The sequence below is a fragment of the Hyella patelloides LEGE 07179 genome (assembly GCF_900659865.1).
Lineage (GTDB): Bacteria > Cyanobacteriota > Cyanobacteriia > Cyanobacteriales > Xenococcaceae > Hyella > Hyella patelloides.
Window position 1 is genome coordinate 1 of the sequence record NZ_LR213949.1, and the last position, 14,093, is coordinate 14,093.

Annotated in this window: 8 protein-coding genes; 5 read left to right on the forward strand and 3 right to left on the reverse strand. The window is 40.5% G+C overall.

The annotated features are described in order from the left end of the window. From H1P_RS22835 to H1P_RS22845, 3 genes are all read right to left on the reverse strand, one after another. Positions 1–139, reverse strand: a 139-nt coding sequence (locus H1P_RS22835) for a transposase family protein (RefSeq protein ID WP_144871678.1), incomplete at its 3' end; no start/stop codon positions are given. A 1,183-nt stretch (positions 140–1,322) separates the two neighbouring features. Then, entirely contained in the window at positions 1,323–5,237 is a 3,915-nt protein-coding gene (locus tag H1P_RS22840) for a PAS domain S-box protein (RefSeq protein WP_144871681.1), read from the reverse strand. Positions 5,238–5,304: 67 nt separating this feature from the next. Beyond that, positions 5,305–7,644 carry a response regulator gene (locus H1P_RS22845; protein WP_144871683.1) on the reverse strand — a complete coding sequence of 780 codons (2,340 nt, stop codon included), beginning with the start codon at positions 7,642–7,644 and terminating at the stop codon, positions 5,305–5,307. Between the two features lie 288 nt (positions 7,645–7,932). Between H1P_RS22845 and pdxH the strand changes: the two genes are divergently transcribed. The 5 genes from pdxH to H1P_RS22870 all read left to right on the forward strand — a co-directional run bounded on the left by pdxH (position 7,933) and on the right by H1P_RS22870 (position 13,796). Then, entirely contained in the window at positions 7,933–8,574 is a 642-nt protein-coding gene (gene pdxH, locus H1P_RS22850; RefSeq protein ID WP_144871692.1) for a pyridoxamine 5'-phosphate oxidase, read from the forward strand. 158 nt (positions 8,575–8,732) lie between these two features. Continuing rightward, positions 8,733–10,190: a hypothetical protein gene (locus H1P_RS22855; protein ID WP_144871685.1), complete on the forward strand. Its 1,458-nt coding sequence runs from the start codon at positions 8,733–8,735 to the stop codon at positions 10,188–10,190. A gap of 27 nt (positions 10,191–10,217) precedes the next feature. Continuing rightward, positions 10,218–11,756: a gamma-glutamyltransferase gene (locus H1P_RS22860; protein WP_144871687.1), complete on the forward strand. Its 1,539-nt coding sequence runs from the start codon at positions 10,218–10,220 to the stop codon at positions 11,754–11,756. 101 nt (positions 11,757–11,857) lie between these two features. Next, positions 11,858–12,697, forward strand: coding sequence for an alpha/beta hydrolase (locus H1P_RS22865; RefSeq protein ID WP_144871689.1), 840 nt, complete (start codon positions 11,858–11,860; stop codon positions 12,695–12,697). A gap of 40 nt (positions 12,698–12,737) precedes the next feature. Beyond that, positions 12,738–13,796, forward strand: a complete 1,059-nt coding sequence (locus H1P_RS22870) for a serine/threonine protein kinase (RefSeq protein ID WP_144871691.1) — start codon at positions 12,738–12,740, stop codon at positions 13,794–13,796. The last annotated feature ends 297 nt before the right edge of the window (positions 13,797–14,093 follow it).

Below are 14,093 nucleotides of genomic sequence, written 5' to 3' on the forward strand. Positions count from 1 at the left end.
AGGTTTCTGCGACACTAATTACTGCACAAAGAGTAATAGTAATAATATCAATCAACTGATGTAGCTTAGTTCTATCTAATCTCGGAGCTTTGATAGATGAAAAATGTTCTTCTATTGTAGTTTTTGGTCTTAGTTTCATGACTAAAGATAGCCAAAATTAAGTTTGATAATTGGGTCATCATATCATCAATTCTAAGAACTAATTCTGTCTTCAATTAATTGTTAATTTTACTGAATTTATCATGTTTTTACTCGGGATCGCGTCGTTAAAAAGAAGCACTTCATACTACTACTCTTCTTTTTTGACTTTTATCCTTTCTTTCTTCAATTATCTGTTTTCGCTCAATTTAAGATGCGTTTGCCCTGGGAGCAGGATAACCTAAAAAGCTAATGCCCTACTCGAAAGAGCAAGAAAACCAGGTGCTAAAACCCTGATAATCTGAGGGATATGCTGACGTAGGTTACGTACTCATAGAGGATACGACCAAGTAAACCTTAAAAGGCTGATAACTTCGATGTTCAAAATTCCGAGAACTTCAGCACTATGCCTAATACACATCTTGATTACAGTGAAATAGAGACTGAGCCTCGCAATTGTCCGACGGCGAAAGGTGATTACAATACATCGAACGGAATCAAAACACCAAGGATGAGATAGTGTGGGATAAAAAAGGGTAAGAACAGCGTTAAACAATCTGAGTCTCTGACATAAGAGTAATCTTAACGAGATACCATATCATTGGCTATGAACGAGGAGCGGTATGAGGTTGGAAACTCTTACGTACCGTTTTGAATTAGAGATGATTAAAGGTGACTTTAACATCGACTATAACCACAATTACTTTTGAATTGTGGGTGAGACTCCCTGTATATGGACACTCTGGTTAAAAGGTAGTCGAGGGAAAACCAAGATTCGGTGTAAAGCACTCCAGACCTAGCCGATGCTGCGTAAATGCTTGTCACACGTGTGAAACAAAAATGATAAACATAGCTAGCAATATCCAAATTAAAGGTATGCTCAGACCCAGAAATGGGCGAGAGAGTAGGAGCAATTGGCAACGCTCTGATGCAGAAAACTTGTATCGTGGGCTGCTGTGTTCTGGATGGTTTTGCTATCCGCGAATAAGGCATGGTGGTACGTGAAAGTTAATATGGTTCTAACTGACATGGTTCAGTTTCGTCTAAAGAATCTCTATGCTTCAGCTTAGAGAGTGTCAAGATTCTTCTTTGATATCGGTTGGTAGGGGGAGAGTAGCAAGTAGCAAGTAATAAGCCACCAGCCACCAGCTACCAGCCACCAGCAATTAACCACTAACCACTAACTACTTAATACCACGAATCAGACGGTTGAGTATTTTAATAACTCGCTGTTCAAATTCTTCGGGATTAATACGCCCTTTGGTCAAAAATAGAGTTTGTCCTAGCTTCAGTCGTTCTTTGTCCCCACGATCGATATCTTGAGCAGTATAAACAACCAAAGGCAGATCGCACAAACGATTATGCTGCCGTAACCAATCTACTACCGCAAAACCATCATATTCTGGCAATACCAAATCGAGTACTAGTAAATTAGGCATAATTCTTTGACTCAGATCGATCGCTTCTCTTCCTGTCTGAGCGTGATAAGTTTGAATGCCGTAACGCTCGAACATTGCCATCAGTACCTGTGCCAAATCGGGATCGTTCTCAACAATTAGGACGCGAATGTTTTGATTATGTTTCGCTAAAGCTCGCTCAAGTGCCTGAAATAAGAATCTTTGTGCTGGTGGTTTAACCAGCCAGTCGCTAATTTCTGGATGCGATTTTTTGTTATCTGGTAACAAGCCACTGAGAATAATTACGGGAATATTTTTGGTTGCTTCCTGTTCCTTTAAATTTGCCAGAGTTTCCCAACCGTTCATTCCAGGCATTATTAGGTTGAGCAGAATGACATCAGGATGTTCTTGTGCTGCTTGTGCTACTGCTTCTTGACCAGAATCAACTGCGATCGCTCGATAGTTTTGCTGTTCTAAGTGGGTTTTTACTACGGTTCGCACTGAAGGATCGTCATCGCATAACAAGATCAAAGGACCACTAGAATTAGTTTCTGTGTTTATTTCTGGTTCTTCTAGCAACAGAGGCAGGGTAAAGCAAAAAGTACTACCTTCTCCTAAAATACTCTCAACCCAAATTTGCCCGTCGTGATGCTGAACAATACTACGACAAATTGCTAAACCCAAGCCCGTTCCTCCTTTTTTACGGGAGTCTGAAGCATCTACCTGCTGAAAACGTTCAAAAATGGTTTCGAGCTTATGAGCAGGAATACCTCTTCCGCGATCGCTTACTTGAAAAGTTATATTGGGAGTGTTACTGTTACTGGTTGCTGCGGTTAACCACACTGTAGAGCCTGGCTCGGAGAATTTAATCGCGTTACTAAGTAAGTTAGTTAGAACTTGAACAATGCGGTCAGGATCTGCCCAAACTCTCGCAGATATAGGAGTAATTGATAGTTCTATTTCCGCTTGCTTTGCCATATTATCTACCGTATCGACGACGGTATTCATGAGATGAGCCACATCGCAAGCTTGTTTAATCATGGTGACTTTGCCTGACTCGATCCGTTCGATATCCAAAATGTCATTGATCAGGCGTACCAGGCGATCCGCGTTCTTGGCAGCAATTTTGAGCATATGTTGGGCGTAATCAGGGCGGTTAACTAACGCACCACCAGCTAATAAATCCAAAGCCCCCTGGATTGAAGTTAGGGGAGTGCGTAACTCGTGACTAACTACAGAGATAAACTCGTCTTTGAGCTTTTCTAATTCTCGGCGATCGCTAATATCAAAACAAGAACCAATATAGCCAGCAAAGCTACCATCGGGTAAAAATCTTGGTCTTCCCGTATCTAAAAGCCAACGATATTCTCCATCAGCCCTCCGCAGACGGTACTCTATTTGAAAGCCTTCTCTAGCGTTAAAAGCAGTGTTGTAAGTATCCAAACAATACTGAAAATCTTCTGGATGTACTCTTGTTGTCCAGCCATTACCTAGTTCTTCTGCCAAAGTTCTGCCAGTAAAGCGCAACCAACTGCTATTAAAGAAGTTACATAATTTATCGGTTCCTGCCATCCACAGCAAAACGGGCGCACTATCTGCTACAGTACGAAATCGCGCTTCGCTTTCTCGCAGAGCAGCTTCTGCCAGTTTGCGCTCAGTGATGTCTTGAATCTGTCCCACAAAATATTTAGGGTTGCCTTCACTATTTCGCACTAGAGAAACACTCAACAAAATCCAGACTATATGACCCTGTTTGTGCAGATATCGTTTCTCTAAATGGTAGTAAGGAATTTCTCCTGTCATCACCTGAACGACATAACCTAAATCAGTTTCTAGGTCGTCAGGGTGAGTAATTTCCTGAAAGGTCATAGCCCGCAACTCCGACTCGGAATAGCCCACCATCTCGCAAAGGGAACGGTTAACCTGTAACCAACGACCCTCTAGAGAGACAATTGCCATGCCAATCGCAGCATTAGCAAATGCCCCATGAAAACGTTCTTCGCTTTCTCGCAGAGCAGCTTCTGCCAAGGTGCGATCGCTAGCTTCAATTGCTAGGGAGATCATGTGTGCTAAAGAACTAGCAAAGTTTTGTTCCTCGATCGTCCAATGACGGATATCGCCAACGTGTTCGAGACAGATAACTCCCACAGTTTTACCCCCAGAGCGAATTGGAACATCCATCATTGAGCAAACATTATGGGGGACGAGCCAGGTTTCGCGAAATTCTTGGGTACTGGGATCGTTTTGGGCATTTTCCGCCACCAAGATTTCTCCAGTTTCTAAAGCTTGAAAGTAGAAAGGATAATCTGTAGCTAACAATTCCCGTCCTGAAGAATGGCGTTGCTGACTCAGTTCGTATCGATCTAGGGTGTAAATAGAATTGCGATCTTCTCGATAAAACCAAATGCCCACCTGTTCTACTTCCAGAGTTTGAGCAGCTTTCTCGGCGATCACTTGCACCGCAGCTAGTAAATCACTGCGATAAAAGACTTGGTTTTTGGCTAGCTCAATTAATGTGGTTTGCTGTTTGCGTAATCGAGCTTCGCTTCTGAGATTTTCTAATTCTGCTATTTTACGCTCGGTGACATCTTGAAAATAGACAGATAATCCATTTTCCAAGGGATCTGCGTGAACCGCAAACCAGGTATCTAGGGGCGGATAAAATTCTTCAAATTCAACACTAACTTGTTCGGCAACCGCCCGATAGTATTCTCGATAAAAAGTAGAGCCTACTGCTTCAGGAAATTCATCCCAGATGTTTTTGCCCAAGAGTTCTGCTCGCTGTCTTTGTAATAGTAGTTCTGCTTGAAGATTGATATAGGTAAAACACCAGCGATTATCCAGGGTGAAAAAAGCATCAGTAATACTTTCTAGAATCTTGTTTAGGCGATCGCTAGCAGTGTTTTCTCGTTCGATTAGTTGCAATCTTTCTGCTTGAGCGCGTTTTTGCTCGGTAATATCGCGAGCAACGGCATATAATATTCCCTCTTCAGTTACAGGAAAGGATTTCCATGCCAACCACTTGTAAGTTCCATCTTGACAGCGATAGCGATTCTCAAAGTCAATCGTCGGAATCCCCGTAGCTAGTTTAGATAGTTCAGCAAGGGTAGCAGCACGATCTTCAGGATGGACAAAATTAATAAAAGGTTGTGCCAGAAGTTCTGCTTCAGAGTAGCCAAGAATGTGGCTAAATGCTGGATTTACCCGTTTAAAATAGCCATCTAGCCCTGCTAAACACAATAAATCGAGGGATAACCCGAAAAAAAGCTCTAGTTCGGCTGCTGCTTGTTTAGCTTCTGTAAGATCGCTAGCAATTCCCAAAAATCCCGTAATTTCTCCTTGTTCATCTCTTAAAGCTGTGACCGACAAACGGACTGAAAAACGCGAACCATCTTTACGAAGATAAGTCCATTCCCCTTCGTCTGTTTCTCCGCGACGAGCCTTAGCCACAAAAACCTCAAAGCCTGGTTCAATGGTAATTCCTAGCTCTTGAGATAATTCTTGCGATCGCAGTTCTACTTCTTGGGGATCGTGAATCAGAATGGGCGTTGTTTTGCCTAGTACTTCGGCTGCTTGATAACCTAACCAACGCTCGGCAGTCTGGTTAAAGGTAGTAATGATGCCGTCTACGGTGGTAGAAATAATTGTGTAATTAGCACTGTCTAAGATTGCTTGTTGTAGTGCCTGATTTTGGCTAGTCATCGTATTTAAGTAGGTAAGGGGAAGGAGTAGGGGCGTATGGCCATACGCCCTTACAGGAGTTCAGGGGCTACTCCTTGGCTGAAATGATGCCGTTGCTACCCAAAGCTTTAACCTCAACTAATAAAGCTTTAGCTGCTTGATATAATTCTTGCACCTGAGTACCATTGTGGGGAGACTGAACCACACCTGCACTAAAGGTTACCGTTAACGTTCGCAGGTCGCTAAAAGACAACGGTACTTGATGCAAAGTTTCTCGTAATTCCGATAACCTCGACCGTCCCTCATCGTAAGTCATGCCATACATCGCTACCACAAATTCCGCCCCTCCCCAACGGGCGACAAGATCTTCACTAGGAAAATTTTTTTGTAGTAGTCTGCCCCAATGAGCCAAAAGGCGATCGCCGATTTCATGACCATATCGATCGTTAATCTGGTGGAGACTATCTAGATTTAAAAGGGCAAAACAGATAGTTTGAGGACATCGCTTGGCTAATTGCAGCAACTTAGTTAGTTCTTGAGTAAACTGATAACGATTGTTAATTCCTGTCAGGGCATCGGTTTCTACCCTAGCCCGTAATAATTGCGATCTCTCTAGGCGATTGTGAATGCGCGAGAGCAGTTCTGGAGGGACAATGGGTTTACTTAAATAATCATCAGCACCTGCTGCAAAAACTTGCTGCATAGTTTCTGTATCTTTGTGTACTGTCAGAAACAAAATAGGTAACTCTGCCCAACGCCGATCGTTCCGCACAACTTGGCACAGTTCTAAACCGCTAATATGGGGCATTGTCAAATCTAAAATTAGCAAATCTGGTGCAACTGCTTCTAGGGTTGACCAAAATTGTAAGGAATCCTCTAAGGTAAGGACTTTGATTCCCCAAGGTTCTAACATTTGGTGCAAAGTGTTTAAGATCAATGGATCGTCATCTACTGCCAAAATCTTCGTTTCGGTACGCTGAACTCTCTGTAGCACTTGAGTAATTTTATCGAAAATTTGTTGGGGAGACATGGTTTGGGGCAAAAATCCCCGTCCTCCCAAACGAGAGATTTTGACTCTCTCTAGCAGATTATCTTTAGCTCCCAGCACCAGTACCGGGATGGGAGGATTACAAGCACTTAATTCTTCGAGCAAGGTCAATTCGTTATCGGCGATCGCTCTACCTGCGAGATTTAATAATACTACTTCAGGAAGTTTACGAGCAATCAATTCTCTAGCGACCTTGGAGTGGGGAACAACTTCACAGCGTATTTTCCAGTTTTTAGTCTCGCGCAGAAATTGTTGAGTTAGAATTTGCTCCTCTTCCACTATGAGCCAAAAAGGTCTTTCATCAACTGAGAGGATACCAGGAAGTTTTTCCCCAGTAGCTTGTGCTAATTCTTGCTGCATTGCCATTAATAATTCAGAGAAATGTTGCTTTTGTTCTTGGTTTAGCGGTTGGGGACATTGCAAAATTCGTTCGATTTCTCTAGCCAGACGAGAACCTTCGTCAAGATCGAACATTCCTAACGAACCTGCTAGTTTATGCGCCACTGTTATTGCCTGCTGTCTTAGTTCATCTTCGAGATGATTTTCGCATAAAGCTTGAGCTACTTGCTCGATCGTTGCAACTCGGCTATCAAGTTCATTCTTAACTCGCTGCCAAATGACTGTAGCTGCCTCTATTGCCTGTTTGGCAATCTCAGGAGAGGATGCTTCTGGCTGCTTGGTGACCTTGGTTTTTCTCTTTCTTGATTTTGGAGTCTTCAAACGGTAGCCAATGCCATAAACTGTTTCAATGGGATTTTCTGTCAATCCAGCACTTTTAAGTTTGTGACGCAACCTTTTAATTTGAGCCGTAACCGTTTCCTCTCCAGGAGATATCTCAAAAGACCAAAGACAATCTAAGATCGCGCTGCGACTAAATACCCTCTGTTTGTTACGTAGAAATAACTCTAAAAGACTGTATTCTTGGGGTGTCAAAGAAATTAAACGTCCCCGAAAGGTTACTTCACAAATGCTGGGAACTAAAGACAAATCTCCCCACTTGAGAATCGGTGTTGATGATGTATTGCCTCGTCGCAATAAAGCCCCGATCCGTGCCGATAACTCTTGCAGATCAAAAGGCTTGGTTAAATAGTCATCTGCCCCTGCATCCAACCCCATAACTTTATTGGTGCTGTTATCTTGAGCAGTCAACAGTAGGATCGGAGTCTTAATTACTTGCGATCGCAATTTTCGACAAATACTAATCCCATTAATCTTGGACAGCATTACATCTAACAAAATTAGATCGTAAGGAAAATCCGCAGCTCGATCTAAGCCCGTTTGACCATCAGCAGCAACATCAATGGTATAGTTTTGATGGGTTAACTTTGAGACAATCTGTTGAGCAATTAGCTCGTCATCTTCAATCAAGAGAATTCTCATGGCGGTCAGATACAGCTAACTATATAACTAAAACAAAATAACTCTAAATATTTTTTGTCTGAAGCTAATTTCAGCTTAGCTTGTCAATAACTATAAGCATAACTTTAATTTGTAATTGATAATCATCAGGATTTGTTAACTAAGGAACGAGGACTGTTAATGAAATCGAGGTATGCTCTTTGCCGTTCTTGAAAAAGTTAAAAGAAGTTTTTCCTTGTTCGGTATCCTTGCTCCTTTTGAGGAATGAGGACGAAGAACGGGTCACTAACCACTACCCCTAACAAACAGATGGATATTGGCGAACTAAGAACAGAATACACTTTAGAAGGTTTAAAAAGGGAACAACTAGCTCTAGATCCTTTTGAGCAATTTGAATTGTGGTTTCAACAAGCTTGTGCTGCCAATCTACCAGAACCCAATGCCATGAGTTTGGCAACAGTTTCAACTACTGGTAAACCTTCACAACGGATAGTACTTTTAAAATATTTTGATCGCCAGGGGTTGGTTTTTTTTACTAACTACGAAAGTAAAAAAGCTCTTCAAATCTCAGAAAATCCCCAAGTATCACTACTATTTTTTTGGGTAGCCTTAGAACGTCAGATACAAATCTCTGGAAAAGCTATTAAAATTTCTACTGCCGAATCTCTCAAATATTTTGCCACTCGTCCCAGAGGTAGTCAAATAGGAGCATGGTGTTCGCAACAAAGTACGACGATCTCTTCCCGCCAAATACTAGAGATGAAATTTGATGAGATCAAACGCAAGTTTCACAACCAGGAAATCCCTCTACCTTCGGCATGGGGTGGTTATCGAGTTGTACCCGATCGTTTTGAATTTTGGCAAGGCAGACCAAATCGACTACACGATCGTTTTTTATATTCTCGTTTAGATATTGAATCCGCTTGGGATATTCAGAGATTAGCTCCTTAAGTTATGGTTTGGAAACACTTATTCAACAAAATTACTTGAGTTCTTCACAACTTTCTCAATTTAATTAATTTCTAATTAGTTATTTTTTATTTGTGTAATATAATTTGGATAAACTTTTCCTTCTCTACGTGAAAAATCAAAGATTAGGAGTCAAAACAATGTTGCAAGTATTTGCATTCATTGTTATTACTTCTTTATTTTTTAAAGCAATTATTGATGTAGACCTTAGTTACGACTCCTGGTGGTACCATTTGCCTTTTGCTGCCAGAATTTGGAGAATTGTACCGCCAGAATTATTCTTAGGTGATGAAAAGTGGTTTGTGCCTCGTTTTGAAGGTTTTCCTCTTTTAGCACATTTTTTACAAGGTTTTTTTTGGTTAGTTTCAGGACGGATACAAACAGCTAATTTAGTTAGTTTTTTGAGTCTAATTATCTATCTTTTTTTTCTCAAAACTAATTTTCAAGTTCCTTTATATTTATCGGCGATCGCTTTATTAGCTATTCCCTTAGTTTTAACCCACACGACTAGCTCTCTTGTAGATTTACCTGGCAGCATGGGATTTTCAATTTTGCTAGCGATCGCTTACAAACTGTTTAAGCAAAAGCAACTACCGAAAAAACAAGAATTATTAATTGCCGTCTTAGCAGCAGCAACAGCAGCTAATGTTAAAACACATTTACAACCCTTGGTTTTAGCGACTGTTTGTATTGTCGTTGTCAGACTAGGTTGGCTTTGCTTTAGCCAAACTAAAATTTTAGGCAAACAGTTATTTAAATTTGTACCGATTGGTATTTTGGCTTTCCTACTAATCTTTGCTACACCCATCAAAAATATCATTCTTTATGGAAACCCTCTTTATCCTATAAAAATTGAAGTAGTAGGTATTGTGCTTAATCACAAATTAGCACCAGAAGTATCTGAAAGAGGAAATAGAGGGCAAAAATGGCTGCGTTCTATATTAGAAATTAAATCCGCGCCCTGGTCAACAGAACAAGGTAGTTCAGAACCAGAACGCAATCGTATGGGAGGATTTTTTGGTGCTTATGTCGTTTTTAATTTGTTGTTACTTTTAGGTTTATCAATCTACGAGCTGTTGTTGAAAGATACTCAATTACTCGAAGCTAGAACCGCTTTAGTTATGGTAGTGATGATGTCGCTCATTACCGCCTACTTTCCCCAATCTCACGAATTGAGATACGTTATGTTTTGGATGATTTTATTAGTATCTTTAAACTTATATCTCATTTCTCGTCCGATACATATGACTGAATGGCTACAGCCTAAATACATGGGATTAGTCTATGCTATTTTTCTCACTTTTGTTTTAAGCACAATACACGGTATTTATACTAAACCATCTTTTCAAAGCTTAGAACAACAAATTTTAAAGGGCGTTAAACCAGAATTACTCAGTCAAATTGGAGCAGGAGATCGGGTCTGTCTGATTAGTAGACACGTGGAATTTCCCCAACAAGTTCCTATGGCAGCGATGCAATATGTTTTCCTTTATAGTTCATACTTTCATCCCGAAATAAACTATTCTTATAGTGTCAAAGCTGCATTTAACCCCAAAAGCTGTGGCGAACGACGAATCCTTCCTATTCAAGAGCGATAAACTGCTTAATTTTTCCTGATTCAACTTATGCCACGAAAAGTTATTATTGCTTCCGATGCTCAGATTGTAGTTGATGCTGGTGCTGCTGTAGCCAATCGCGGAGGTAATGCCGTTGATGCTGCTCTTGCTGCGACTCTGACCTCTATGTGTACTAACCTAGGGATTGTTGCCCCTGGTGCTAGTGGATTTATTACTATTTGGCGCAAAGGAGAAAACCCGATTACCATTGATGCCTATGCAGAGATGCCTGGACGGGGATTAAATTCGGTCAAGTTTGGCAGTGGCATGAAAGAGGCATTTTTCGCTTATGGTGGTGGTACGAGTACTATGGTGGGCTATGGTTCGGTGGCTACCCCTGGAATATTTGCAGGTTTGGGTTTGGCAGCAGAAAAGTATGGTAATATCCCTTGGTCAGAAATAGTTAATCCCGCGCAACGGCAGGCGATCCAAGGCTTTCCTTTATCTAGGGTGGCAGCAGAATATTTTGCCTATACTCATCAAGTTATTTTTGGTTGGCATCCCGATAGCTATCGAGTTATCCATAAAGCTGATGGTAGCCATTTAACGTTAGGAAATCGGGTTCAAATTCCCGAACTGGCTCGGAGTTTACAACTGATTGCCGAAGAAGGAGTGAATGCTTTATATCGGGGAGAATTAGGAGAGAAAATTACTTCAGAAATTCAAGCTAATCAAGGATTGCTGACTGCTGAAGATTTAGCTCATTATCAAGCCATAGAGCGATCGCCTGTTATGATTAAGATCGGAGATTGGTCGATTGCTACTAATCCCGCTCCCGCAGTGGGTGGCACTTGTTTGGCAGCAATGCTCTTATTAACCAAAAAGCGATCTCTAACACAATGGAACGCAGCCACAGTTAAAGAAATAGCCGAGATTCAACAGGCAGTATTACAATACCGCAGTAACTATTTAGAAGGTGCCACCAAAGATAAAATTACTCAAGAAGCAGCCCGTTTACTTTCAATGGCAGCCCAAGAGGATTGGCAACAGTTAACCAAATCCCCCTCCACAATTCATATTTCGGCTGTGGACAGTGATGGTTTAGCTTGCTCAATTTCTGCCTCTTCTGGATATGGTTCTGGGGTTATGGCTGGGGGTACGGGTTTATGGTTGAATAATTCTTTAGGAGAAATTGAGTTGCACCCTCAAGGTTTACACGATCTGTCTCCAGGTACTCGTCTTACTTCTAATATGGCACCTACTATTTGTCGCCATGATAATGGCACGGTGTTAGCAATTGGTTCTCCTGGAGCATCTCGTATTACAACAGCGATCGCTCAAGTTCTCTTTAATTTTATCGATCTCGATATGTCTTTGGAGCAAGCAATATCCCATCCTCGATTACACTTTGAAGTTTTTAATAATATTCCTACTATTGCCTTGGAAACTGGTCTAGATATAAGTAAACTCGGTATCCCTAACCGTCAATTTGAAGGGCTTTCGATGTATTTTGGCGGGGTTCAAGCTGCTATGGCTCATCCTAATGAGGGATTAACTGCTGCTGCCGATCCTCGCCGTATTGGAGGTATTGCTTGGGGTGAAAATTAATGTGATTGTTAGTGGTAGTGGTTATCGATCAAAACATTACCACTCCTGGCTTTATTATGTAATTTGTTGTCAAAGCTATCAGTATTTTAATCATGACAATAATGACAAACCAAAATAAGCAGGGAACTTTCCCAGGTGCAAAAGGACTCAAGCTCTATTATCAGAGTTGGCACCCTCCAGCTTTAGCTAAAGCAGTCTTAGTAATTGTGCATGGACACGGAGCGCATAGTGGCATTTTTAGGGGAATGGTGAAATATTTACTGGAGTGCAATTATGTTGTCTATAGTTTCGACTTGCGGGGTAATGGGCGATCGCCTGGACAAAGGGGCTATATTAATAATTGGGCAGAATTTCGTGCAGATTTAAAAGCTTTTCTCGATTTAGTTACAGCAGAAAATGCCGATCTTCCTTTGTTTCTCATGGGTCAAAGTTTGGGAGGAGCAATTGCTTTAGACTATGCTTTACGAGAACCAAATTTTATCCAAGGATTGATCTTGATGTCTCCAGCGTTAGGATTAGGAATTTCTAATTGGAAAATAGCTATCAGCAAGCTACTATCATCTATTTTGCCTAATTTTGCTCTAGATACAGGGATAGATTTCTCTGCGTGTTCTCGCAATCCAGAAATAATAGCTGCTTCGGCACAAGATTCCCTACGTCATAGTCAAGGTACTGCCAGATTAGCTACAGAATTGTTAAAAACTATTGACTGGATTAACGCTCATGCCAAAGAGCTACAAATTCCCTTATTAATTCTTCATGGTGGCGCAGATCGAGTAACTTTACCTAAAAGTAGTTGCGTTTTTTTTGAACGCTTAAACCTAGCAGATAAAGAAAAACATGAGTATCCTGGTAGCTATCACGAACTGCATCACGATCTGAACTGCCAAGAAGTATTAGCAGATATTAAAGATTGGATTGACAGACATTTGTCGTGTTAGGAAAAAGAATAAAAGTTGTATCCTTTGTTTGCTAACCAAGATGAAATTTGATTCTCAGCTAGGAAAAATTATTAATCATAAATATCGCCTTATCGAAATTTTAGGTGAGGGAGGATGGGGAGTTACTTATCTAGCAGAAGATCTTAAAAGTAAACAACAAGTCGCTTTAAAAGTTCTGGCTCTTAAAGGCTTGCAAGATTGGAAACAAATAGATTTATTTGAGAAAGAAGCTCAAGTTTTACAAAGTATAGAACATCCTGCGATTCCTAGTTACATAGAATATTTCACTATCGATACTGCTGATAATCGTTATTGTTATCTTGCACAAGAATTAGCACCAGGAACATCTTTAGCTGATTGGGTAAAAGATGGGTGGCGAGCTACAGAAACAGAAGTTAAACAAATAGCTCAACAACTATTAGAAATTTTAGTTTATCTTCATTCACAGAAGCCCCCAATAATTCATCGCGATATCAAACCTATTAATATTATTCGACAAGCAGATGGTCAGATTTTTTTGGTTGATTTTGGTGCAGTTAAAAACACTTATTACAGTACCCTAACAGGTAGCAGCACAGTAGTGGGTACTTATGGTTATATTGCTCCCGAACAGTTTAGAGGACAGGCTACAACTGCTAGCGATTTATATAGTTTGGGTGCAACTATTTTATTTCTGTTAACTCATATTTCCCCTACAGAATTATCTACTGATGGCTTATATCTTCAATTTCGCTCTCGCGTTAACATTAGTAAAGATTTTGCCGACTGGCTAGAAATAATAATAGAGCCAGAGATAGAGAAGAGATTTAAGGATGCTCAAGAAGCTTTAGCTGTATTGAACGGAAAACAGAAAAATCCTCTTAAAGTAAAGTCTTTCAATTTAAAGGGAGTAGTAATAAGTGGCTCAATTGTTGTTTTTGGATTATTGATGTTGCTTAATTCTTATAAGTGGGGAATATTAAGTCGTATAGGAATAGTACCAAGAAACATCTGCGATCCTAAAGTGATGTCAAAATATTTAAAGCAAGGAGGAAATCCTAATGCATGGCGAACTACAAGTGGTTCACTTTCTCGCATAATAGAGTTTTGTAAAGATTGAAAAGCGAAAAAGTTAGAAAAAACATTCAAAACAATAAAGATAAAGCTCCTTGAGATTGTGCAAAAGATCATCCAAAAATTAATTTATCATCCGCAGACCGTAAAACCGCCCTCTTTTAAGGGGCGGATCTGAGGTCATCGCTCAATTTATTGAGCCGTAAAAGCTTTACAGATACTGTTGGCGAAAGTAATCATTTAAGGTTTCAAGCGTAATCTTATCTCAGCTGATTAGTACAAAAGACTTAAGTAGCAAAACAGAGAAATTACCAAGTATTACATGGAAATAATAGATATCCTG

Coding starts and splice junctions, on each gene's coding strand:
- H1P_RS22840 (WP_144871681.1), bottom strand. CDS start 5,237: ATGACTAGCCAAAATCAGGCACTACAACAAGCAATCTTAGACAGTGCT.
- H1P_RS22845 (WP_144871683.1), bottom strand. CDS start 7,644: ATGAGAATTCTCTTGATTGAAGATGACGAGCTAATTGCTCAACAGATT.
- pdxH (WP_144871692.1), top strand. CDS start 7,933: ATGGATATTGGCGAACTAAGAACAGAATACACTTTAGAAGGTTTAAAA.
- H1P_RS22855 (WP_144871685.1), top strand. CDS start 8,733: ATGTTGCAAGTATTTGCATTCATTGTTATTACTTCTTTATTTTTTAAA.
- H1P_RS22860 (WP_144871687.1), top strand. CDS start 10,218: ATGCCACGAAAAGTTATTATTGCTTCCGATGCTCAGATTGTAGTTGAT.
- H1P_RS22865 (WP_144871689.1), top strand. CDS start 11,858: ATGACAAACCAAAATAAGCAGGGAACTTTCCCAGGTGCAAAAGGACTC.
- H1P_RS22870 (WP_144871691.1), top strand. CDS start 12,738: ATGAAATTTGATTCTCAGCTAGGAAAAATTATTAATCATAAATATCGC.